Annotated in this window: 29 protein-coding genes; 12 read left to right on the top strand and 17 right to left on the bottom strand. The window is 33.5% G+C overall.

Features of this window, described 5'->3' with window-relative positions:
• Positions 1-126: 126 nt before the first annotated feature.
• From KWG70_RS13165 to yaaA, 3 genes are all read left to right on the top strand, one after another.
• Positions 127-1,305 (top strand): glycosyltransferase family 9 protein, encoded by a 1,179-nt coding sequence (locus tag KWG70_RS13165; RefSeq protein WP_230936507.1) that lies wholly within the window; start codon positions 127-129, stop codon positions 1,303-1,305.
• On the top strand, positions 1,298-2,677 hold the full coding sequence (locus tag KWG70_RS13160; protein WP_230936506.1) for a DUF5672 family protein: 1,380 nt from the start codon (positions 1,298-1,300) through the stop codon (positions 2,675-2,677). The genes KWG70_RS13165 and KWG70_RS13160 overlap by 8 nt, the downstream gene beginning before the upstream one ends.
• 132 nt (positions 2,678-2,809) lie before the next feature.
• Positions 2,810-3,568: a peroxide stress protein YaaA gene (gene yaaA / locus KWG70_RS13155; RefSeq protein WP_230936505.1), complete on the top strand. Its 759-nt coding sequence runs from the start codon at positions 2,810-2,812 to the stop codon at positions 3,566-3,568.
• Here the strand turns inward: yaaA and KWG70_RS13150 are convergent, their stop codons facing one another.
• Positions 3,569-3,694: a 30S ribosomal protein THX gene (locus KWG70_RS13150; RefSeq protein WP_230936504.1), complete on the bottom strand. Its 126-nt coding sequence runs from the start codon at positions 3,692-3,694 to the stop codon at positions 3,569-3,571. It lies immediately after the preceding gene.
• Positions 3,695-3,754: 60 nt separating this feature from the next.
• Here KWG70_RS13150 and KWG70_RS13145 point away from each other — a divergent pair, with 60 nt between their 5' ends.
• Entirely contained in the window at positions 3,755-4,408 is a 654-nt protein-coding gene (locus tag KWG70_RS13145) for a uracil-DNA glycosylase family protein (protein ID WP_230936503.1), read from the top strand.
• Positions 4,409-4,416: 8 nt separating this feature from the next.
• Here KWG70_RS13145 and KWG70_RS13140 read toward each other — a convergent pair whose 3' ends face one another.
• Entirely contained in the window at positions 4,417-5,394 is a 978-nt protein-coding gene (locus tag KWG70_RS13140; protein WP_230936502.1) for a class I SAM-dependent methyltransferase, read from the bottom strand.
• Positions 5,395-5,595: 201 nt separating this feature from the next.
• On the opposite strand from KWG70_RS13140, the gene KWG70_RS13135 reads away from it, so the two are divergent.
• The 3 genes from KWG70_RS13135 to KWG70_RS13125 are packed head-to-tail and all read left to right on the top strand — an operon-like array spanning position 5,596 to position 7,320.
• Positions 5,596-6,876, top strand: a complete 1,281-nt coding sequence (locus tag KWG70_RS13135) for a DEAD/DEAH box helicase (protein WP_230936501.1) — start codon at positions 5,596-5,598, stop codon at positions 6,874-6,876.
• 1 nt (position 6,877) lies between these two features.
• A complete protein-coding gene (locus KWG70_RS13130) occupies positions 6,878-7,093 on the top strand; it encodes a DUF6500 family protein (protein ID WP_230936500.1) in 216 nt (71 codons plus the stop codon).
• Entirely contained in the window at positions 7,093-7,320 is a 228-nt protein-coding gene (locus KWG70_RS13125) for a VF530 family protein (RefSeq protein ID WP_230936499.1), read from the top strand. Before KWG70_RS13130 ends, KWG70_RS13125 begins: the two co-directional genes overlap by 1 nt.
• Here the strand turns inward: KWG70_RS13125 and KWG70_RS13120 are convergent, their stop codons facing one another.
• The 14 genes from KWG70_RS13120 to KWG70_RS13055 form a co-directional block, all read right to left on the bottom strand.
• Entirely contained in the window at positions 7,321-7,737 is a 417-nt protein-coding gene (locus tag KWG70_RS13120; RefSeq protein WP_230936498.1) for a hypothetical protein, read from the bottom strand. It lies immediately after the preceding gene.
• A 43-nt stretch (positions 7,738-7,780) separates the two neighbouring features.
• Positions 7,781-7,957, bottom strand: coding sequence for a hypothetical protein (locus KWG70_RS13115; protein ID WP_230936497.1), 177 nt, complete (start codon positions 7,955-7,957; stop codon positions 7,781-7,783).
• A gap of 84 nt (positions 7,958-8,041) precedes the next feature.
• A complete protein-coding gene (locus KWG70_RS13110) occupies positions 8,042-8,401 on the bottom strand; it encodes a hypothetical protein (RefSeq protein ID WP_230936496.1) in 360 nt (119 codons plus the stop codon).
• Between the two features lie 57 nt (positions 8,402-8,458).
• Positions 8,459-9,364, bottom strand: a complete 906-nt coding sequence (locus KWG70_RS13105) for a YitT family protein (RefSeq protein ID WP_230936495.1) — start codon at positions 9,362-9,364, stop codon at positions 8,459-8,461.
• Between the two features lie 7 nt (positions 9,365-9,371).
• Positions 9,372-9,824 carry a tRNA (cytidine(34)-2'-O)-methyltransferase gene (locus tag KWG70_RS13100; RefSeq protein WP_230936494.1) on the bottom strand — a complete coding sequence of 151 codons (453 nt, stop codon included), beginning with the start codon at positions 9,822-9,824 and terminating at the stop codon, positions 9,372-9,374.
• 392 nt (positions 9,825-10,216) lie between these two features.
• Complete coding sequence (trpA, locus tag KWG70_RS13095; protein ID WP_230936493.1) at positions 10,217-10,981, bottom strand: tryptophan synthase subunit alpha; 765 nt, start codon at positions 10,979-10,981, stop codon at positions 10,217-10,219.
• 47 nt (positions 10,982-11,028) lie between these two features.
• Positions 11,029-12,210 carry a tryptophan synthase subunit beta gene (gene trpB / locus KWG70_RS13090; protein WP_230936492.1) on the bottom strand — a complete coding sequence of 394 codons (1,182 nt, stop codon included), beginning with the start codon at positions 12,208-12,210 and terminating at the stop codon, positions 11,029-11,031.
• Positions 12,200-12,835 (bottom strand): phosphoribosylanthranilate isomerase, encoded by a 636-nt coding sequence (locus KWG70_RS13085; protein WP_230936491.1) that lies wholly within the window; start codon positions 12,833-12,835, stop codon positions 12,200-12,202. Before KWG70_RS13085 ends, trpB begins: the two co-directional genes overlap by 11 nt.
• Complete coding sequence (trpC, locus tag KWG70_RS13080) at positions 12,832-13,617, bottom strand: indole-3-glycerol phosphate synthase TrpC (RefSeq protein ID WP_230936490.1); 786 nt, start codon at positions 13,615-13,617, stop codon at positions 12,832-12,834. Before trpC ends, KWG70_RS13085 begins: the two co-directional genes overlap by 4 nt.
• Positions 13,617-14,609, bottom strand: a complete 993-nt coding sequence (gene trpD, locus KWG70_RS13075; protein ID WP_230936489.1) for an anthranilate phosphoribosyltransferase — start codon at positions 14,607-14,609, stop codon at positions 13,617-13,619. The genes trpC and trpD overlap by 1 nt, the downstream gene beginning before the upstream one ends.
• 1 nt (position 14,610) lies before the next feature.
• A complete protein-coding gene (locus KWG70_RS13070; protein WP_230936488.1) occupies positions 14,611-15,174 on the bottom strand; it encodes an anthranilate synthase component II in 564 nt (187 codons plus the stop codon).
• Positions 15,171-16,571: an anthranilate synthase component I family protein gene (locus KWG70_RS13065; protein WP_230936487.1), complete on the bottom strand. Its 1,401-nt coding sequence runs from the start codon at positions 16,569-16,571 to the stop codon at positions 15,171-15,173. The genes KWG70_RS13070 and KWG70_RS13065 overlap by 4 nt, the downstream gene beginning before the upstream one ends.
• 259 nt (positions 16,572-16,830) lie before the next feature.
• On the bottom strand, positions 16,831-17,403 hold the full coding sequence (locus tag KWG70_RS13060; protein ID WP_230936486.1) for a YceI family protein: 573 nt from the start codon (positions 17,401-17,403) through the stop codon (positions 16,831-16,833).
• 31 nt (positions 17,404-17,434) lie between these two features.
• A complete protein-coding gene (locus KWG70_RS13055) occupies positions 17,435-17,890 on the bottom strand; it encodes a MarR family winged helix-turn-helix transcriptional regulator (RefSeq protein WP_230936485.1) in 456 nt (151 codons plus the stop codon).
• A 108-nt stretch (positions 17,891-17,998) separates the two neighbouring features.
• On the opposite strand from KWG70_RS13055, the gene KWG70_RS13050 reads away from it, so the two are divergent.
• The 5 genes from KWG70_RS13050 to KWG70_RS13030 all read left to right on the top strand — a co-directional run bounded on the left by KWG70_RS13050 (position 17,999) and on the right by KWG70_RS13030 (position 22,499).
• On the top strand, positions 17,999-18,523 hold the full coding sequence (locus tag KWG70_RS13050; protein WP_230936484.1) for a TlpA family protein disulfide reductase: 525 nt from the start codon (positions 17,999-18,001) through the stop codon (positions 18,521-18,523).
• Positions 18,524-18,530: 7 nt separating this feature from the next.
• The gene (locus KWG70_RS13045) at positions 18,531-19,139 is read left to right on the top strand and encodes a thioredoxin family protein (protein WP_230936483.1); all 609 of its coding nucleotides are present in this window, start codon (positions 18,531-18,533) and stop codon (positions 19,137-19,139) included.
• A 111-nt stretch (positions 19,140-19,250) separates the two neighbouring features.
• Positions 19,251-19,565 (top strand): rhodanese-like domain-containing protein, encoded by a 315-nt coding sequence (locus KWG70_RS13040; protein ID WP_230936482.1) that lies wholly within the window; start codon positions 19,251-19,253, stop codon positions 19,563-19,565.
• A 12-nt stretch (positions 19,566-19,577) separates the two neighbouring features.
• Positions 19,578-19,976 carry a rhodanese-like domain-containing protein gene (locus tag KWG70_RS13035; RefSeq protein WP_230936481.1) on the top strand — a complete coding sequence of 133 codons (399 nt, stop codon included), beginning with the start codon at positions 19,578-19,580 and terminating at the stop codon, positions 19,974-19,976.
• A 132-nt stretch (positions 19,977-20,108) separates the two neighbouring features.
• A complete protein-coding gene (locus KWG70_RS13030) occupies positions 20,109-22,499 on the top strand; it encodes a protein-disulfide reductase DsbD family protein (RefSeq protein WP_230936480.1) in 2,391 nt (796 codons plus the stop codon).
• On the opposite strand, the gene KWG70_RS13025 is transcribed toward KWG70_RS13030, so the two are convergent.
• Positions 22,500-23,231, bottom strand: coding sequence for a nitroreductase family protein (locus tag KWG70_RS13025; RefSeq protein ID WP_230936479.1), 732 nt, complete (start codon positions 23,229-23,231; stop codon positions 22,500-22,502).
• Positions 23,232-23,234: the final 3 nt, after the last annotated feature.

Raw genomic sequence — 23,234 nt, 5'->3', positions numbered from 1 at the left:
GAATTTTAATTCTAGATATTTAGTGTTTTTTAAGTTATACAACGATGTGTAATTTAAAAAACACTTTTAGTTAATAAACATATTTGTTAATCTTCCCTTACTTTTAACAAATCAAAAATTTTAAAAATGAGCTCTCTTAAAAGCGCTACTAATACATCTATTCTAGTTTATAAAAGTTATGGAGGAATAGGCGATATTTTTTTTACTATTCCGTCACTTTATATGCTAAAACAGCAGTTTAGAGAGGTGACTTACGCCACGCAACCACGACTGGTTAATCTTTTTAAAACTCATTTGAAAGGTATCACTGTTATCGATGAGACTACAACAAATGAATCTGAATATGATACTGTTATTGAACTTGGTAATTATCCGAAATTTAATAATGATCTAGAGAAGCAACCGCAAATTGTTTATCATACACATAAAAAAGTAAAGCAACACTCTATCGAACATTATAAAGATGGGATTATTTCTGAGTTTCCAGATATCACTAAAACAAAAGACGCTTATCCTTATTTCGAAAGACGTAAAACTTCAGAGTTGTTTTATACTGTTCATCCTGGAGCTGGGTTTATTTTAAAAGCTTGGCCAATAGATTACTATGCACATCTGATCGAATTAATTCATAGCCATTATCCACAATTAAAAGCTAAAATTATTATTGGTCCTAATGATCCTAATCCAGAACCTTATTTTAAAAATACAGCACTGGATTATGAGCTCATTACCGGAGACATAGATGAGGTGGCACACGAGGTTTCTGGGGCTCAATTTCATATAGGAAATGATGCTGGAATTACACATTTAGCAGGTGCATTCAATATTCCAATACTTACTATTTATGGCCCAACTGGTCCTGGATCGTGGGGCGCCTTTTCTGAAAATGTTGAATTAATCTGGGGCAAGAGAGGGAACTGTAATTTGAAATGTAACTACGACGTTATTATAAATTGCAGTGACAAAGTGTGCTTAAATAAAGTACTTCCAAAAAAGATGTTCTTTCAGCTACTAAAATTACTTAATAAGATATTTAAGTCACCTACCCAGTTATACATATTAAATCCAGATTTTAAAGTTATAATAGAAGGGGAGAGTTATATATTTAAAAATAAAGACAACGAATATCTACTAGAAATTAAAGACTTTGAAAGCCGTAAATTCTTAGCCAATAACTTGACCGATAAGGATATTAACATTCGTACTATGCCAACGCAATTTAATGAGACCTTCAGGGCTCTAGAGCAATTGGATGTATTTTATCCGTATCCTAATATTAATCATAATATGAATGCCAATGCTTAATTTAGAAAAGGTTACATTATTAGGTGTTGATTGTATTGATATTAATAGGTTAATACTAGCCGCAGATATTTCACAAAAATTTGTCAATTTTAAATCAGTTAAACTATTAACGCATTTAGAATCTAATGATCCCAGGATCGTTCAAATTCCTCAAATTGATTCTATTGAAGCTTATAGTCAATTTATGATTAAGGATCTTAATAAGTATGTAGATACCGAATTCGTACTAGTGTTTCAATATGATGGGTTTATACTTAATCCCAATCGTTGGTCTGAAGACTTTTTAAATTACGATTATATTGGAGCGCCTGTTTTTTGGGGAATGGGAAATGGCGGCTTTAGTCTAAGGTCTAAGAAACTATTACAGGTTTTGAGTGCTGATAATCATATCAAAGCGTATCATCCCGAGGATTTAAAAATATGTAAAACATATCGGGCGCATTTAGAATCTGAAGGCATTCAATTTGCTCCTGTAGATATTGCTCAAAAGTTTAGCGTAGAAAATGACAGTTGGAATGGGCAATTTGGATATCACAATGCAGATATTTCACTTTGGGACAGCGCAAAGTTTTTAGATACCGAAGCACATAAAACATTTGTTGACAATATTCAAAATCAAGGGCATGATGCTAATGAAATTAAGCTAAGCTATGTTGTTCAGTTTTATTTAGAAGATAATGAATCTAACCCGTTACAAGAACTTATTAGTGTGTATAGTAGTTATAGTCGAGATATTTTAAATAAGATTCATTTTGTTTTTGTAGATGATCATTCAAAAACCCCAATTGAAATTCCAGAAGATATCGTATTAAATTATACGCTGTTAAGAGTGACATCAGATATTACCTGGAATCAGGGTGGTGCGCGAAATCTAGGTGTAAAATATGCTAAATCTGAACATATTATAGTAACAGATTTAGACATCTTATTTCCCGAAAACCTTTTAGGTAGACTTACAGATTACAAATTACCAAGTAATTCAGTATTTAAGTTTAATACCATTTCTAATTTACAAAAAGTTAGACCTCATGTTAATGTGTTTTTTATGACTAAGTCTATTTACATGAAAACTAATGGAGTTGACGAAGAGTTTTGTGGACATTATGGTTATGAAGATATATTTTTCTATCATCAACAAAAGGCTTTAGGAACTAAGTTCTATCTGTATACGTACTCAAATATTGTACATAAAGAACACAAAAACTCTAAAACGACCCAACACAATAGTTTAATAAGAGATGTAGAAACTAACGAAAAACTTATAGCAGATAAGTTAGAAATTATCAAAACCTCAAAAAACCCTTTAGATGCGAGAAGTGATTTATACCTTAATTTTGAGTGGGAGGTCGTTTCAGAAGAAATTCAAAAATAAGGGCTATAAATTTTAATTATTATTGTATTAGATTTAGCATTAATACGTCTAATCTTATATGAGTTTATCGTTGTATCTTTAATCTGAAAAATTAAAGAATTATTGTAATTTAGTTAACGAAAAATATAGTATATGAAACTCGTACTCTCTCCAGCAAAATCATTAGACTACGATAGTAAGTTGCCAACAACTAAAGCAACCGAAGCTTGCTTTTTAAATGAAGCTTTACGTTTAAATAAGTTGTTGAAGAAGAAATCTGCTAAGAGCTTATCTAAATTAATGAAGATCTCTGATAATTTAGGGCAGTTAAATTATGAACGTAATCAAGAATGGCACTTGCCTTTTACTCAAGACAATGCCAGACAAGCAATTTACGCCTTTAGTGGTGATGTTTATAGAGGTCTAGATGCTTACAATATAGATGCGAAAAAATTAGATAAGCTTCAAGATACGGTAAGAATCATTTCGGGATTATATGGCGTACTAAAACCTTTAGATTTAATTCAGCCATATCGTTTGGAAATGGGAACCAAGTTTCCTGTCGGAAAAAATAAAAACTTGTACGAATTCTGGAAAAAGAAAGTCACTCAAGCTTTAAATGAAGAACTTGAAGATGATGAAGTATTCCTTAACCTTGCTAGTAACGAGTATTTTAAAGCCATAGATACCAAAGCTCTAAAAGCACCTGTTATTACAGCAAATTTTAAGGATTTTAAAAATGGAGAATATAAAACAATTATGACCTTTGCTAAATTAGCACGTGGTTATATGACACGATATATTATTGATACAAATGCTAAAACCATTGATGATGTCAAAGGTTTTAATTATGAAAATTATCGTTTTTCAGAAGACCTGTCGAGTGAAACAGAACTCGTGTTTACAAGATAATTAGGCCTTTTTTCCTGGCTTAATTTTATCTTCGGTCTTTGGACGTTTTTTTATCCGTGGTCGTCTCACGCCAAAAGTGCCTCTGTGTATTTTTCCACGTTTGGTTTTTTTGTCACCTTTTCCCATGGTTTTAAGTTATTTGGTTTACTATAAAATACGAAAAATAAAATTTAATATCAAGTAAACGTGTTTCTACATAAACATCCTTATAAACCTTTTATCCAGGACAATACAACTAAACTTATTGTAGGTACGTTGCCTCCTCCACGTTTTAGCACAGGAGAATTACTTGAAAAGGATGTTGATTTTTGCTACGGAAGTTATTACAATTCATTGTGGTTATTTATTGATGAAATCCATCAGCTAGGTCTTAAATATGACAATTCTCAAGAAGCTATTGATGAGCGCAAAGCGTTTTTAATTGCCAATAAAATTGGTGTTTGTGATATTGTTGAAAGTGCTAAACGCGAGAAAATAGATGCTTCAGATTTAGGCATGAAAGATATTATACTGAGAGATGTTGTTAGATATTTAAAACAGTTCCCAAATATTAATACGCTTTTATTTACTGGTGGAAATAGTAAAAACGGACCAGAATACTTCTTCCGAAGACACCTTAAAACGTATGATAAAAAGTTAAATCTAGTCTCGAATGAAATTCCTAGAGTACATGAGTTTGATCTTGATGATAGACGTATAAAAACAGTATCGTTAACGTCTGGATCTGGTGCTGCAAATATTTCTATAAGTAGGCTGCCACTATACAAACAACTCAAGGCAAAGAATCCTAAATTTAATACGTTCGATTTTAGAGTGCTACAGTATCGGGAGTTTTTTTAAAACTTAAACTAATGATTTGGTTTTTTGTAAATGCCAAACATAAAATCGGAAGGATTGTTTTTTAAATAGCTGTCTTCAAATTCAAAAAGAACGTCTAAGGCATTTTTCTTTTCATCATTTAAATCAATAAAATGGTGAGAGATGTCTTTAAGAACATTCATTAAAATATTTCCACCATAGGGCTTCTCAATAACACTATCAAAATGCTTGTGAATTGAAGGGATTATACTTGCCGAATCTACACATTCTGAAGGATCAGCAATAACCATTCTTAAAAGCCCCGAACCAGAAAAACTATTTTTATAGGATGATGATTTGTAGCGTTTCCTGAACGTCTTTGGAATTAATCTAAGCCCTTCATTAATCTTTTGTATTTGCAGTCTTGAAAATTGCAGTCTATTAGGACCAACATATTCATTAATAACCAACAGTCCAGATGTATTTAAACAAGGTCTGATTTTTTTAGATAATAAAGCATCTACATTTTTAAAATGATGAAGTGATGCATTAAATAAAACAACATCATAATGATTGTCTTTAAAATTGAAATCATCAATATTAGAGCAAATAAATTCTATGTTGTCTAGCTGTTTCTGCTTTGCGGTTTTTTTAGCTTCAGCGATTCTATATTCCGATAGGTCGAGGCACGTTATTTTTTCAAAATTATCATATTGAGCCAATTCTATTTCATGATTACAAGTGCCACTTCCTAACGAGAGTAGTTTTAAGTTAGAAGCATCTTTGAGAACCTCTGCAACAAGATATTGTTTATAGTTTTGATGCTCGTCATTGGTTATCAATGTATTCCATCTTTTTTTTACATACGGAATTTCCCACCAATTGGCACTAATGCTAGCCGAACTATTGAATGCGCTTTTTGTACGTTCACTATTACGCACGTTGAATTTTGAAAGAATAAAATCCCAACCTCTTTGCTTTCCTTTAAAAAAAGTATCTCTAAAATCGTCTAGTGTAACTAATCTCATTAAGCCTAAAAATAACAGTAATGCTTTGCACAAAGTTAACCATTCAACATCTAGGCAAAACCATAAACAGATTATTTTTTTAACTAAATCAAATATATAGAGTTAACCATTAAATTAACAGTACCTTTGCTCAAAATAACAGAGGTGATATTTTAATTAAATGGTCATCTCAAATGCCTTTTACTGGCCCAAATAATTTTTATGTCATTTCAATCTTTAGGCTTATCTGATGCCTTGTTAAAAGCAATTAGCAAAAAAGGATATACATCACCTAGTCCAATACAAGAAAAAGCGATTCCGCCTGTTTTAGAAGGAAGAGATGTTTTAGCTTCGGCACAAACAGGAACAGGTAAAACTGCTGGTTTTACGTTACCATTATTACATTGTTTATCTGAAAACCCTAAGGCTAAGTTTAGACCTATACGTGCTTTGATTTTAACACCAACAAGAGAGCTAGCTGCTCAGGTTTATGAAAGTGTTAAAGACTATAGTGAATTTTTAAATATTAAAAGCGCTGTCATCTTTGGAGGTGTAAATCAAAAACCACAAGTTGCTACGCTACGACGAGGTGTTGATGTTTTGGTAGCCACACCTGGTCGATTATTAGACCTGCAAAATCAAAATTTACTGTCTATAAAACGTGTTGAGATATTTGTGCTCGACGAAGCCGATCGTATGTTAGATATGGGGTTTTTAAGAGACATTGAACGTGTGATGAAACTGATGCCAGATAAACGTCAGAATTTGATGTTTTCAGCGACGTTTTCAAAAGATATTAGAAAACTTGCTAATGGGATTTTGAATCATCCTGTTAAAGTTGAAGCTACTCCAGAGAATTCTACAGTAGATGCCATTTCGCAAAAAGTGTATCGCGTGGCTAAAAACAAAAAAACCGGACTTATTATTAAGCTTATTTCCGAAGGAAATTGGAAACAAGTATTAGTGTTTACAAGAACCAAGCATGGCGCCAATCGTTTAACAAAAAAAATGATCTCTGCTGGAATTAGTGCAGCAGCTATTCATGGGAATAAAAGTCAAGGTGCGAGAACTAAAGCTTTAGCAGGCTTTAAAAATGGGAGTGTTCGTGTATTGGTAGCGACAGATATTGCTGCACGCGGATTAGATATTCCGTTGTTACCACATGTGGTGAATTTCGAATTGCCTAATATTTCTGAAGATTACGTACATAGAATAGGTAGAACAGGAAGAGCAGGAGCAAACGGACAAGCTATTTCTTTGGTGAGTGCAGACGAAACCTCGTATTTAAAAAACATAGAGAAACTTATTGGAGAACGAATTGAAGTAGATATTGTTGAAGGCTTTGAACCAGATCCGAATGCTTCAACAGAGCCAATTAAACCAGGTCAAAATAGGCAACGTCGTAATTCTAGAAATTCCAATTCAAAGAACTCAGGGCAACATAGAAACCGTAGAAATAAAAGCAATAACAATTCGAGAAATCGCAAGGATAGGCGCAATTAGTATGACTGAGGTTTTAAAGCAGAAAATAATAGAAGTTTGCAATAAAAAGATGGCACAAAAAGGCGATAACGTGGGCGTTTCTTTTTATGCTTTTTTCAAGAATAAAAATGACAATCCAAAGTTGTTAATGGAAGCTGCAACCTGGTGGATTGAAACACATCAATTGGATCATTTTGAAAAAGCAGTTAAAATCAAAAATCTAGTAGAGAAATTGTAATGACTGCACAAAAAAACAATCCATTGCATGGTGTAAAGCTCGAACAAATTGTTACCGAGTTACAAGCCCATTATGGTTGGGAGTATATGGGTTTTCAGATCAATATTCGCTGTTTTACTCATGATCCATCACTAAAATCTAGTTTGAAGTTTTTAAGACGAACACCTTGGGCAAGAACCAAGGTTGAACAGATGTATTTAACAATGCTCAAAAATAAGCAGCGATAGCTACTCTTCTCTAAAGAAGTAAATGGAGTTCTTGTCATCAAACTCAGTTGGTCTTGCAGAACCACCAAACCCTACTGCCAAATGCATTTTGTTCTCATTTTCAAATTCTACAATGCCAAATATTTTATTAGATTCATTAGTGTCTAGAATGGTGATAATAAAATCGAGTTCCATAGGTTTGGTGCTGGTATTTAATTCATAAGTCATTTTAGCTTTTTGACCTTGCATGATGAATTCTTTTCCTCCTATTTTTTGGTCTCCTGTTTCAAATAGAGCATAGCCTTCTTTGTCAAAATGTACAAAGCCAATATCACCTTTGTCTTCACCTTTCCATTTTCCTATAATACTTACTTCAGTATCTACAGAATGAAACGCAAGAAAGGGAATTGTAAATAATAGTAGTATTAATTTTTTCATGTTAAGTTGTGTTTGTGAGTTATTAAATGTAGTCATAATTATTTTAAAATAATTCTTTAGATATATCGTCGTCGTCCTCTTCTTCTCTTTTTTCGACCTGTTCTATAAGGTCTTTGGGTAAATTATCTTTTTGGTTGAATTGCATCGGAAATGGAACAATACAAGCTAAAACGATTATAAAAATCAAGGCTATCAACCTTAATGTTTTTTTAATTTTCATAGTATAAGTGAATAAGGCATCTACAGAAATGTGATGCAGTTAAAAATAAGTGTGTCATCAACCAAAGCTTGATGATTACTGAAATTACACTATGAAATTATTATAGACTATTTTGTTGTTGTTGGGAGTGTACGACTCGGTATGAAGTTTTTCCAATCTTATAAAAAAAGCATTGTTCGTATAGCATTTATATAAGGTTTGGACGTTTAAATTCTGTGTGTATTTATAATTGGAAAATGAAAATTTGTAATAAATATCAAAGCTAAAACTCAGAATTTTTTTTGCCTTTTGAAATTGAATTGAAAAGCGTGTTTCTGGTTGATAGTCTTCAACAATTAAAGCGGTTCTTACCGATTCGTTTGGCGTATTATGAGCAACACTAGAGAACGTGACTAAACTCAGGACAAGTGTTAGTCCAAAAAACAATACGTTGATGTTTTTCAAGCGTCTCATATTCAAATGTAACAAATAACTTAGAATATTTTAAAGAAGTTATGTTAATTAGAGTTGTTGTTCAGATAGGAACGATGGGAGTTTTTTGTCTTTCTTTTTATTGAGATAACGTCGCAAAACACCACCTCGCACATTGTTGACGTCAAACTCTACTATGAATGCATCTTTGTCTATTTTAGACACTATTCGGTATATTTTTTTAATATCGATACGATTAATGATGGTATGAATAATATCAAAGTCTTGTATTTCACCAGTACTACCAAAGCCCTTTTTTCCTTTATATAAGGTCATACCAGCACCAAGCTCTTTAATGATGGCCACTTTAATTTGTTCGAATTCTTTTGAGACGATAGTGATACCTATAAAATCTTCAAAACCTTCAATGACCAAGTCGGTCACCTTGGCTGTAACAATATAAGTAAGAATCGAATACATGGCTACTTCTGTAGATATGATAAAAGCAGTTATAGAGAATAAAATCACATTAAAAAGGAGAATTACTTTTCCAATACTAACTCCAAAACGATCATTTATAAATACACCTAAAATTTCAGATCCATCTAAAACAGAACCATTTCTAATAGCAATTCCAATTCCAGATCCAAGAAATAAACCTCCAAAAATTGAGATAAGGAACTTATCGTCAGTTATGGTGTCAAAGTTTTCAAAATGGATGAAAAGTGCTAATCCCAAGATGCTAATAATAGATTTAACGACAATTCGTTTTGAAACAGTGTAATAACCCAGAATTAAAAATGGGATACTTAAAGCGATTAACAAATAAGACAAACTGATATCAACTTGAGTGCGAATTAAAAGTGCAACTCCTGTAACGCCACCATCCAAAAACCCGTTTGGAAGCAAAAAAGCCTTTAGACCAATACTGGCCAGAACTATACCTAATGCGATTTGAAAGTATTCGGAAAAAACCCTAAAATATTTGGATAACATGTGTTTGCTATTGTAGCTGTCTTAACCCTTCATAAATCACAATACTCACTGCATTTGCAAGGTTTAAACTCCTAATGTGCTTACTATATAAAGGTATTTTATAAAGCTGAGCCTTGTATTGTTCAATTATTGATTTTGGTAAACCAACCGATTCTTTTCCGAAGATAAGAAACAAATTGTTTTCAAACGGGATTTCCCAATGCGATGTCTCGCCATGGCTTGAAAAAAAAGCAAAGTTCCCATTGGCATTTACTTTAAAAAAGTCGTCAACAGATTCATAGATAGTCACATCTAGATGCTGCCAGTAATCTAAGCCAGCACGTTTAAGTCTGCTATCACTCAATTCGAAACCAAAAGGTTTTACTAAGTGTAATTTTGACCCAGATGCTAATGCTAATCGACCAATATTACCTGTATTGTTTGGGATTTCAGGTTCAAATAAAACAATATTAAGTGGCATGATGTCTTCTGTTTTGTGTTTTGACGAGTTCTGTTGTAATCAACGCAATTATATGTGAGGCGATACACATTGTAATATGTACAAAATGACTCTCTTCAAATATTGGAAAAATATTTTTTGGATCACCGTCTAAGTTTTTCCAGAGAATTAAAAAAACGGAGAATAGTATAATTGATAGGACGACATAAACATAAATTGAAATTGATTTTTTTTTGATGCGTTCAAAGACTAATAAAATTAAAACGCCAAACAGTGAAGGAGCACTTAAAACCATAAGAATTAGCATAAAAAAGACAAAGCCTCTCAAGTCATGATAGCTTAGCGCATAAATTAAAGGAAATACTAAAACGTAAACCAAGGTAAATAGTGCGATATGCCAATCCTTTTTCAAACTAATTCAAAATATTAGTTACAAATTCATCAATTTTCTCCAAGTTATTATTAGTTAAAAACTTAATAAACGCACTTCCAATAATAGCGCCTTTAGCATATTGAGTTGCCTGCGTGAACGTCTCATTATTTGAAATTCCAAAACCTACTATTTGAGGGTTTTTAAGTTTCATGTTAGCAATGCGTTTAAAATAAGCTGTTTGCTCATCTCCAAAGCCAGAGCTGCTACCTGTAACACTTGCCGAACTTACCATATATATAAATCCATTGGAAATTGAATCTATAAAATTAATACGTTCTACAGAGGTTTGCGGTGTGATGAGAAATACATTTATTAATCCGTAGGTTTCAAAAATAGCTTTGTATTGGTCATTGTATACATCAATAGGAAGGTCGGGAATAATCAATCCGTCAATTCCAATGTCCTGACATTTTTTGCAAAATGCTTCCACACCATATTGTAAGATAGGATTAAAATACCCCATAACAATCAACGGAATAGAAACCGTTTTGCGAATGTCCTTTAATTGATCAAAAAGCACATTGGTTGACATCCCATTTTTTAGAGCCTCAGTCGAACTAGCTTGTATCGTCGGTCCATCTGCTAAGGGATCACTAAAAGGCAACCCAATTTCAATCATATCAACACCGCTTTTTTCAAGATTTTCGATGATAGGTACAGTATCGTTTAAGCTAGGATATCCTGCGGAAAAGTATATTGATAATAACTTTTTATCTTCTTGTAGTTTTTGGTTTATTTTGTTCATGTTTTCTATCGTCACCCTGAATTTATTTCAGGGTCTCATTATTCATTTTATAATTTAAAATAATCAATATAGTTCTGTAAATCTTTATCACCACGACCAGACAAATTGATGACTACAACATCATCTGTTTTAAATGTCTTTTGATCTAGAACTGCAAATGCATGAGAGCTTTCAATAGCAGGTATGATACCTTCTAGTTTACTTAATTCTAAACCTGCGACCATAGCTTCATCATCTGTAATTGAGATAAATTCGGCGCGACCAGAGGCATACAAATGTGCATGCATTGGTCCAACACCTGGATAGTCTAATCCAGCTGAAATAGAATAAGGCTCGGTAATTTGTCCATCATTTGTTTGCATTAACAAGGTTTTGCTGCCATGAATAATACCTTCTCGACCTAGAGCAGAAGTTGCGGCACTTTCACCAGAATGCACGCCTTTTCCAGCAGCTTCAACAGCGATAAGCTTAACATCAGTATCATCTAAATAATGATAAAACGCTCCAGCTGCATTACTACCTCCTCCAACACAAGCCACTACATAATCGGGTTTTGATGTTCCTTCTTTTTCTTTTAGTTGCCATTGAATTTCTTCGGAAACAATAGCTTGAAAGCGAGCTACCATATCTGGATAGGGATGAGGTCCGACGACACTTCCAATGATATAATGCGTGTCTACTGGATTATTAATCCAGTCGCGAATGGCTTCATTGGTAGCATCTTTAAGTGTTCTACTTCCCGATAATGCTGGTCTCACTTGGGCGCCGAGCATTTTCATTCTTGCTACATTGGGCGCTTGTCGAGCAATATCAATTTCACCCATATACACGATGCATTCCATACCCATTAGCGCACAAACAGTAGCTGTGGCTACGCCATGTTGTCCTGCGCCAGTTTCAGCAATAATTCTAGATTTTCCTAAACGCTGTGCCATTAAAATCTGCCCAATCGTATTGTTGACTTTATGCGCACCTGTGTGATTAAGGTCTTCGCGTTTGAGATAGATTCTCGTATTGTATTTGTCACTTAATCGTTTAGCAAAATAGAGTGGTGACGGACGGCCTACATAATCTTTGAGTAATTGGTCGAATTCTTCTTTGAATGAAGGTTTGGCCATAATCTTAAGATAATTTTGTCGAAGCTCTTCAACATTGGGATAGAGCATTTCTGGAATGTATGCACCTCCAAATTCTCCGTAATAGCCTTTGTCGTTAATATTATAACTCATGTTTAAATGTTTCTAACTCATTTGTATTTTTTAATCCAGGATCGATTTCAAATTTACTGTTCACATCAATTGCATAGCAGTATTTTGAAACTTTAGTGTGCTTAAAAGCGTTTAGTTTTTCAATTTCATGTATACCAATACCACCACTTAAAAAGAAAGGTTTGGTTGATGGATATGATTTTAAAATATCCCAATTGAAGGTATATCCATTTCCGCCAGGCAGCTTGCCTTTGGTATCAAATAAAAAATAATCACAGATGTTTTCATAAGTAGTCAAGACCGAAAAGTCAAAATCATTTTTAATACTAAAAACTTTAATGATTTCCATGACATTACGACCTGAGTCTATTAGTGCCTTTCTAAGATTTTTAATATACTCAGATGACTCTTGACCATGTAATTGAATCGCTTGTAAATTATGGGTATTTATGTTTTCTATCACGAATTTCAAAGGAGCATTAACAAACACTCCAACTTTTTTGACGGTTTTTGGTAATTCTGGAATCGTACCATTAAAAAACCGACTTGATTTCTCATAAAATATAAAGCCCAAATAATCGGGTTGCAATTGAGCAACCGCTTTAATATTGTCTTTATATTTCATTCCGCAAACTTTCAGTTTCATTGCTTCAAGTCGTTTATAAATTGCGCTGCACTTTCTCCTGCATTATCAGTTTTCATAAAATTTTCACCAATTAGAAAACCTTTATAGCCATAGGGTTGTAATATTTTAATGGCATCAATACTACTAATACCGCTTTCGGAAACTTTTACAAAATCGTTAGGAATCGACTCACTTAATCGTTTACTGGTTTCTAAGCTTACCTCAAAGGTTTTAAGGTTTCTATTATTTACGCCTAACATATCCAGACTAGGCATAATTGATTTATCAAGTTCCTCTTGGTTATGCACCTCGAGCAATACATCTAAGTTGAGCTGTTTTGCCAATTCTGAAAATTGTTTGATTTCAGCTTTAGATAGAATAGCAGCAATTAATAATATTACATCGGCACCATGAGCCTTAGCTTCTACAATTTGGTATTCATCGATAATAAATTCTTTGCGAAGTAGGGGTAGGTTACAGCTGGAACGTGCTGTTAATAGATCATCTAAGCTTCCGCCAAAATATTTCCCGTCGGTTAGAACAGACATACCACAAACGCCAGCTTTCTCATAACCTTTAGCAACATCAAATACATTTAAATTATGATTAATGACTTGCTTAGAAGGCGAACGTCGTTTGTGTTCAGCAATGATTCCTGTATGACTTTCTTTAAGTCGTTTTGCTAATGAAATGGTCTCATGGTCAAACAAGATAGATTCTTCTAGTTGTTTGATTGGAATTAATTGTTTCCGCAAATCAACCTCGACACGTTTGTCCTTTACTATTTTGGTTAGAATATCCATTAATTGCTTAATTCTATTAATTTTTCAAGGCTTGCTTTTGCTTTTCCATGATCTAAGCTTGCTTTGGCAAGTTTAAATCCTTCTTTATATGAAGTTTGATTGACAGTTGCTATAGCCACACCAGCATTAGCACAAACCACATTATTTTGCGCTGTAGTTCCTTTTCCATTAATAATGTTCTTAAAGATTTTTGCTGCTTCTCTTACTGTAGCGCCACCAAATATATCAGATTGCTCAATTTGTTCAAGTCCTAAATCTGAAGGACTGAGCATGGTTTCAGTATTGTTAGAAATGATTTTTGTATTTCCTGTAAGAGAAATTTCATCGTAACCATCTAAGGCATGAACAATACTATATTTTTTATCTGTGTTCTGGTATAGATATCCATAGATGCGTTGCAATTCTAAATTAAACACACCTACCATTTGATTTTTTGGAAATGCAGGATTCACCATTGGACCTAACATGTTAAAAAAGGTCTTTACACCAAGTTCTCGTCTAATTGGTGCTACATTTTTCATTGCTGGATGAAATAATGGTGCATGCATAACACAGATTCCAGCTTGATCAATAGTGCGTTTTAATGTGTCGACATTATTAGTAAATTTAACACCTAATGCTTCTAGGACATTAGAGGATCCTGAAGCCGATAACACGCCATAATTTCCATGCTTAGCTACTTTTACTCCTGCGCCTGCTGTTATGAAAGATGCTAATGTCGAGATATTAAACGTATCTTTACCATCACCACCAGTTCCGCAAAGATCAATCGCATTAAAATCTGATAAATCTACAGGAATACAAAGTTCTAATAGCGCATCTCGGAAACCCTGAAGTTCTTCAAGAGTAATGCTTCGCATCATGTATATGGTTAGAAAAGAAGCGATTTGACTTTGGTTGTATTGCCCTTCGGAAATATTAACCAAGACGCGTTTTGCTTCGTCGCTAGAGATGCTTTCTTGATTGATTAATCTGTTCAGTATGTGTTTCATGTTAGCTCTTTATCCAGTTTTCCAAAATTTGCTTTCCGTTAGGTGTTAATACCGATTCTGGATGATATTGAACACCTTTTACATCATAGACTCTATGTCGCAAAGACATGACTTGCCCATTACTATCGAAAGATGTGGCTTCTAATACTTCAGGTAAATTAGCATCAACAACCCAAGAATGATAACGCCCCACTTCTATGGTTTTATTCATATTGTTAAAAAGGGATTCATCATCAACACAAATGTCTACTTGAGTAGCAACGCCATGGTACACATCTTCTAAGTTAATAAGGGAACCACCAAAAACTTCACCAATAGCTTGTTGTCCTAAACATACACCCAAAATACTTTTAGTAGGTGCATAGGTTTTTATAATATCTTTTAATAATCCGGCTTCGTTTGGAATACCTGGTCCAGGCGAAAGGACTATTTTTTGAAATGAATCAACCTCTTCAAGAGAAAGTTTGTCGTTTCTTTTTACGGTGACTTCACAATTTAAATCTTCCAAATAGTGGACGAGATTGTAGGTAAAACTGTCGTAGTTATCTATTACTAATACTTTCATATGGTTTCTGCTAATTCGATAGCTTTTGTTAAAGCACCTAATTTGTTATATACTTCTTGTAACTCATGTTCTGGGTTTGATTTAGAAACCAATCCCGCTCCAGCTTGCCAATGGAGTTTATGGTTTTTACTCATAAAGGTTCTGATCATAATAGCGTGATTGTAATTTCCATTAAAATCCATAAAACCAATAGCGCCTCCATAGAATGCTCTGCTTGTTTTTTCGTATTGCTCAATAAGTTGCATCGCACGATGTTTTGGTGCTCCACTTAATGTGCCTGCAGGAAATGTATCTGCTACAACTTGCATGGTTGCTGTCTTCTTATGAATTCTGCCTGTGACTTTACTCACTAAGTGAATTACATGAGAGAAAAATTGTGCCTCTCTATAGGTTTCTACTTTTACATCACTTCCGTGACGACTTAAGTCGTTACGTGCTAAATCAACTAACATTACATGCTCAGCATTTTCTTTATCATCAGCAGCGAGCTGTTTTGCTAATTTCTGATCTTCTTCGTCATTTCCTGTTCTTCTAAATGTCCCAGCAATAGGATGAATTTCGGCTCTTTCGTTTTTTACAACTAATTGGGCTTCAGGTGAACTTCCAAAAATTTTAAAATTTCCGTAGTCAAAATAAAAAAGATAAGGTGATGGGTTGATACTTCGCAACGCGCGATATACATTAAATTCGTCACCCTTAAAAGCTTGTGAGAATTTTTTGGATAATACTAATTGAAATACATCGCCTCGAGCACAGTGTTTTTTAGCCAATTCTACATGACTTTTATACTCTTCATCAGTAAGATTTGATGTGATATCAGAATCTTTTTTAAAGTTATAAGATGCAAAATTTTTAGAACTAATGAGCTGTAAAACTTCATCAATATTATTTTCGGCTTCAAAACAATGTGCAAAAATATAGGCCTCATTTTTAAAGTGATTGATGGCAATTATATTTTGATAGACGGCATAATAAATGTCTGGTATATCTAAAGAGTTAGGTTTTTTTCTAATGTCAATATCTTCAAAATACTTTACAGCATCATAAGCCGTATAACCAAAAATTCCGTTGTTAATAAACTTGAACTCTTCATCAGAATTTACTTTAAAACGTTTTGTGAACTTATGGATCTCTTCGGTTACAGAGATGTTTTTTGCCTTATTGATTTTTGTACTTCCATCTGGATAGTGTTGTTCAATACGATAATTTTTAACTTTTATAGAGGCAATCGGATTAAAACAGATATAAGAAAAGCTATTATCGTTAGCGTGATAATCACTACTCTCCAATAAAATGCTATTTGGAAACTTGTCTCTAATCTTTAAATAAATACTTACAGGTGTGATGGTGTCTGCTAATATTTTTTTGTAATGCGTGTATAGACTAAATGTTTTCATTTTTTATTATTAAAAAAGGCTTGTCGTGAATGACAAGCCTTTTTGATATGTTAGTTTAAATATACCTATAGGGTTAGTTCACGAAGTTTCGTTTCGAGACATCCACCACCAAGTATGATTTAAATTTGTGTTCATTGTTGTAATAAAGTTCAAATATAGAAATCAAATTTTAGTTTTCAAATTTAATTCTATAAAAAAGGAAAGATTCCCATAAACATGGGAATCTTAATCACTAAATGTTGCTATTAATCAAAATTATTTAAAACTTCAATGTGACATTTAGATCAAACTCGTCAGAAATAGCTTTGTCTTTTAGTCCGTCAAAAAAACTTGAAGAACCATACTTAATGCCATATTTAGTTCTATCAATTTTTAGATTAGCAGTAGCAGCGTCTTTTGTCACATTCATATTGAATGTCGACTTATGTGTTTTTCCTTTGATAGTCAAATCTCCAGTTACTTTGTAATTGCCGTCGTTACCGCTAACATTTGTGATTTTAAATGTGGCTTTAGGGTAGCTGCGTGTGCCAAAAAAATCATCAGAGTTAAGGTGTCCTTCTAACTTTTCTTTTCCTTTTCCAGCTTTTAAATCTGTTACAGTAATACTTGTCATATCAATGGTAAAGTTCCCACCTGTAAGCTTTTTATTTTCAAATGTAAGTGTGCCATCACTTAATGTTATAGTACCTTCGTGCGAACCTGTTATTTTATGGCCTTTCCATGTAATTGTTGACTCTTTAACTTTTATTTCTTTTTTCAAAATAGTGGTAAAGGATACAAATGATAAAGCTAATACGACTAAAGTTGCTGATTTTAAAATGGTGTTTTTCATTGTTTTATAATTTAAATTTGTATTTGGGTTATTATGGTGTTCTTAATTTATCTAGAAGTTTGTTTAGTTGAGATAATTCAGAGCTATTTAAACTTTTGGTAATTTCTATGTTGATTGTTTTTACTTTTTGATCTAATTCTGTTAATAGATTGAGTCCCTTTTTGGTAATGAAAATTTCTATTTTTCTTCTATTTGATGCGCACATTTGACGAGTTACAAATTCCTTTTTAAGAAGCTTGTCAATTAAGCGTGTTGTATTACTCATCTTATTAAGCATGCGATCTTGAATGGTGCTTAAATTAGCCGGATGTCCTTTTTGGCCTCTTAAAATTCTTAGAACATTATATTGTTCTTGAGATAAATCATACGCTTTAAAAAACACATGCATTTTTTCTTTTAACCAATTATTGGTGTAAATTAAATTGATAACAGTTTTGTCTTTTTCATCAAGTTTAACTGTGCTTTTTATTTCTTTTTCTATTGACATTTGTATATACAATTGTTGTGTGTACAAATGTAATATAAAAAATGATTCAATTTTCTAATGTTTTGTTAAATTTATTCATGTCCGTAATTTGATTCCTAAATTTATAACATGAAACATATGGCTCTTATAATTACTATTGTTTTAATGTCCTTTGGAAATGGGGCATCACAGATAAATTCTTTTGAAGAAACACATCTTGATCGTCCCGATAATAGTTTGAAAGTTTTCAATTTTGAAGAGCTTCAATCGTATTTAAGCGCAAAAGATGCCAAAAAAACCTATGTGATAAATTTTTGGGCAACATGGTGTGCGCCATGTGTAAAGGAACTTCCATACTTTGAGCAGTTGAATACTAAGTATTCTAATCATAATGTTGAAGTTATTTTAGTAAGTTTAGACTTTCCGAAGCAAATTGAAACAAAGCTCAAACCTTTTCTAAAGAAGAACGCACTTAAAAGTGAAGTCGTTGTTTTGGATGATGTCGACTCCAATACGTGGATACCAAAAGTAAATAAAAACTGGTCTGGAGCTATTCCAGCAACCTTGATTTATAATAAAGATAAAAAAGCGTTTTATGAACGCTCTTTCAATTACAAAGAATTAGAAACCGAAGTAAAACAATTCATTAAATAGAATCATCATGAAGAACACATTTAAAACACTATTAGCCATAGTTGCATTTATTGCAACTACAGCGTTTACACCTGTAGGAACAGGTTATGATATTGGAGATATTGCCACCGATTTCGAATTAGAAAATATTGACGGAACAATGGTCTCAATGGCAGACTTTAAAGACGCTAAAGGATTTATTGTAGTATTCACTTGTAATACTTGTCCTTATGCAGTAGCCTATGAAGATCGCGTTGAAGCCTTAAATAAAAAATATGCTGATAAAGGGTATCCTGTTATTGCGATTATGCCAAATAATACCGATGTAAAACCTGGAGATAATATGGCTGCTATGAAAGCAAGAGCAAAAGCAAAAGGATTTACATTTCCATATTTAATGGATAAAGGCCAAAAGATTTATCCTCAATATGGTGCTACCAAAACACCTCATGTTTATGTATTAGAAAAAACAAAAAAAGGACCTCAAGTAAAGTACATTGGAGCCATTGACGATAATTATAAAGACGCAAGCGCTGTAACTAAAACTTATGTTGAAGATGCTGTAGATGCATTGTTAGTTGGGAAGGAAGTTCCAGAAGCCAAAACAAGAGCAATAGGCTGCTCAATTAAAGTATAATAACAATTTAATTTTTAAATTTTAAGAATCCGAAGTGTAACACTTCGGATTTTTTTTCGTCTTTATCATAAGGAAACGTTAAATTTGCATGATTATTGATGTATAAAAAATATGGCTGATTTAACTCAACAAGAATGGACCTCTAAATTAAACGCAGATGAAAATGCGGTAATATTAGATGTTAGAACACCAGAAGAAGTAGCACTTGGGATTATACCAAATGCTATTGCTATTGATATTTATAAGGGTCAAGGATTTATCTACGAGCTTGAAGAACTCGATAAATCTAAAAACTATTATGTGTATTGTAAAGCAGGTGGGCGAAGTGCTCAGGCTTGTAGTGTAATGAATCAGTTAGGATTTAAAAACACATATAATCTCATTGGAGGCTTCAACGAATGGAAAGGTGAAGTGGCTTCAATCTAAAAATCAATCAAAATGAAAAACAAGGTACTTATCTACTGTTTTGCACTTTTTGCTCTCGCATTTAGTTGCAAGGAAGAACCACAAAGCGAAATTAAAATGATTTCTGCTGAAGAGATGCAATCACGTTTGGAGCTGGAAGATATTCAGTTAGTTGATGTAAGAACTCCCGAAGAATACAAAGAAGGCTTTATAGAACAGTCTCAAAATATAGATTTTAGATCGCCAACCTTTGATGAGGACATTGCCAAGCTTGATAAAACCAAACCTGTCATTGTATATTGTAAGTCAGGTGGAAGGAGTTCCAGATGCTCAAAAGAACTTAAAGAGAAAGGTTTTGTGAAAATTTATGATTTAGAAGGTGGCTTCGAAAAATGGAAATTTGGTGGGAACCCCATCGAAACCTATCAATAAATAGTATCAACCGAACATTAAGTTCGGTTTTTTTTATGCTTTTAATTCTCGTTTTATAATCAAATCTTAAAGCTAGCGATTAATCTTTTAGTTTTTCATAAATTAGCGTCTTTCAAAACCTAATTATTTCTAATGAAGAATTTAATTATTACCCTACTTAGTGTATTGGTTTTTACAATAGCTTCAAAAGCCCAAGTATTAGAACCTGTAGAATGGGAAACGTCTGTTGAGAAAATTTCAGATACCGAATATGATCTAATTTCAACGGCAACTATAGATAGTGGCTGGCACTTGTATTCTCAAAATGTGCCTGATGGTGGTCCAATACCAACAACATTTGTTTACAAGGCTAATGATGCTTATGAATTAAGCGGAAAGACGAGTGAAGAAGAAGGGCATACTGTTGACGATCCTGTGTTTGACATGGTTATCAAATTCTTTGAAGATAAAGCCGAATTCAGACAACGTATCAAGGTGTTAAATCAAGAATTATCACTAGTTGAAGGTGAGGTGGAGTTTATGGTGTGTGATGATGAAAAGTGTTTACCACCAACCTATATTGATCTTCAATTTAATTTAAAAAAAAATGATGAGTCACAAGGCGGTTTAAGTTTATCACCTTTTGATTCGCCAGATGATACTTCACAAATTCTAGAGCCTGTAAAATGGGAGTCATCGGTTGAGAAAACTTCAGATAACGACTATATTTTAGTCTCAAAAGCTAGTATTGATAAGAACTGGCATTTGTATTCTCAAATACCTCCAAAAGATGCAGGTCCTATACCAACTACTTTTGAATATGATCTTGGAGAAAATGTTGAACTTGTTGGTAAAACTTCTGAAGGCAAAGGAAAAACTGTAGAAGATAAAGTCTTTGGGATTGAGGTGAAATACTTTGAAGATATTGCAGAGTTCAGACAAAAAATAAAAGTTTCCAATGCAGAGGATGTCAAAACCGTGAAGGCTGAAATAGGATTCATGGCTTGTGACGACAAGCAATGTTTAACACCTACTTTTATAGATTTAGATTATGATTTAACTAAAGCGGTTAAAGTTGAAGATAAAGGAACAGAAGAGGAAGAAGGCGAAACTAGAGGGTTATGGTCTATTTTTTTAGTAGCTTTTCTTTCTGGTTTTGTTGCATTACTTACACCATGTGTATTCCCAATGATTCCAATGACTGTAAGTTTCTTTATCAAACAAAGTCAATCGAAAGCTAAAGGGATTAGAAATGCCATTATTTATGGGTTGTCGATTATCGTAATCTATGTATTACTAGGTACGATTATAACAGCTATTTTTGGTGCAGATGCATTAAATGCATTAGCTACTAATGTGTGGTTTAATCTCATATTCTTTGCATTACTGGTTGTATTCGCTATCTCCTTTTTAGGTGCTTTTGAAATTGTATTACCTAACTCATGGGCAAACAAAGCAGATCGACAAGCTGATAGAGGAGGGCTTATTGGAATTTTCTTTATGGCATTAGCATTAGCTATTGTTTCTTTTTCATGTACAGGCCCAATAGTAGGAACCATTTTAGTTGAAGCAGCATCAAAAGGAGGGATTGCTCCTGTTATAGGAATGCTAGGTTTTTCTTCTGCTATTGCATTACCTTTTGCTTTATTTGCTGCATTTCCAGGTTGGTTAAATTCATTGCCTAAATCTGGAGGATGGCTTAACACTGTAAAAGTGGTTTTAGGGTTTTTAGAACTCGCATTAGCGTTTAAATTTTTATCACAAGCCGACTTGGTGTTACAATTACATTTATTAGAAAGAGAAGTGTTTATCGCGATATGGATTGCCATTTTTGGAGCACTGTCTTTATATCTACTCGGAAAAATAAAATTACCACATGATTCACCCTTGGAGCATATTTCAGTTGGGCGATTAATGCTTGGGCTATTAACTTTATCATTTACCATTTATATGATTCCCGGACTTTGGGGCGCACCATTAAATTTAATTAGCGCGTTCCCTCCACCATTGGATTATAGTGAATCGCCTTATGGTGTAGGTAATTCGAGAGGTGGCGGAAGTTCTGCAAGTCATTCTGGTTTGCCAGATGGTGCCCATTTATTAGCACCTCATGATATTCTGGCTTTTAACGATTATGATAAAGGACTAGCATATGCGAAACAAGTAGGAAAACCAGTCATGATTGATTTTACGGGTTGGGCATGCGTGAATTGCCGTAAAATGGAGCAAAATGTTTGGGTTGAGCCCAAGGTATTATCTAAGCTAAAAAACGATATCGTTTTAATCTCCTTGTATGTTGATGATAAACGGAAACTTACTGATGAAGATGTTTCAGATTCTAAACTAAGACCAGGTAAAAAACTTAAGTATATTGGTCAAAAATGGAGTGAAATGCAAACCCTAAAATACAAGACCAATACGCAACCTTATTATGTGTTGATGGATCATAATGAGGCGAATCTTATCAAACCGGTAGGTTATACTCCAGATGCAGATGAATATTATGATTGGTTAACTAATGGGATTAAGAATTTTGAGAACTAACTACCTCTCAAAATAAACCTCGTCAAAAGGCACTCTAAAACGAGGGCCATAAATGCCTTTATCTTTATGACGTATACCACAACCAATCACCATATTGATTTCGGCACCTCGAGGTAAGGATAGGATTTGCTTTACTCTAAGTGTGTCACTGCCTTCCATTGGGCAGGTGTCATAACCAATAGCAGACATACTGAGCATAAAATTTTCGGCAGCTAACGCAGCACTTTTATGAGCAACAATTCGCATATCACTCAAACGTATTTGACGATAAATGGGTCTAAAGAGTCCAACAACCTGAAAAACTAGATATTTAATAAAACCCAGAATTCCGAAGAGATCTGTATAAATCGTAGGAATGAGTTTATTATAATAACTGATCGCCATTTTTTTGCGTTTTAACCATTGTTCTTCTAAGTCAGGTTTATCGTAAATCTTATTTATAAATTCAATATTAGCTTTGGCACGCTTACGCCATAAATCTTTTCTTGTGACCACAACAACGAGCTGTTTAGCAGTTTTTGCTGCATTTTGACCAAGACAGGCTACTGTTAGTTTTTCGAGAGTGCTTTCATTAGTAACGTGATAGAACTCCCATAATTGAAGATTACTACTAGTAGGCGCCAAAGAAGCATTATAGAGACATTGTTTTACCTTTTCGGTGTCGATAGGGTCCTCTTTGTAAATTCTAGTTGATCTTCTGTATTGTATCGCTTCTGAAACAGTTTTTTCCATAGG

This window comes from Psychroserpens luteolus (genome assembly GCF_021032705.1).
Classification (GTDB): domain Bacteria; phylum Bacteroidota; class Bacteroidia; order Flavobacteriales; family Flavobacteriaceae; genus Psychroserpens; species Psychroserpens luteolus.
This window is presented reverse-complemented; position numbering and strand designations above follow the sequence as displayed.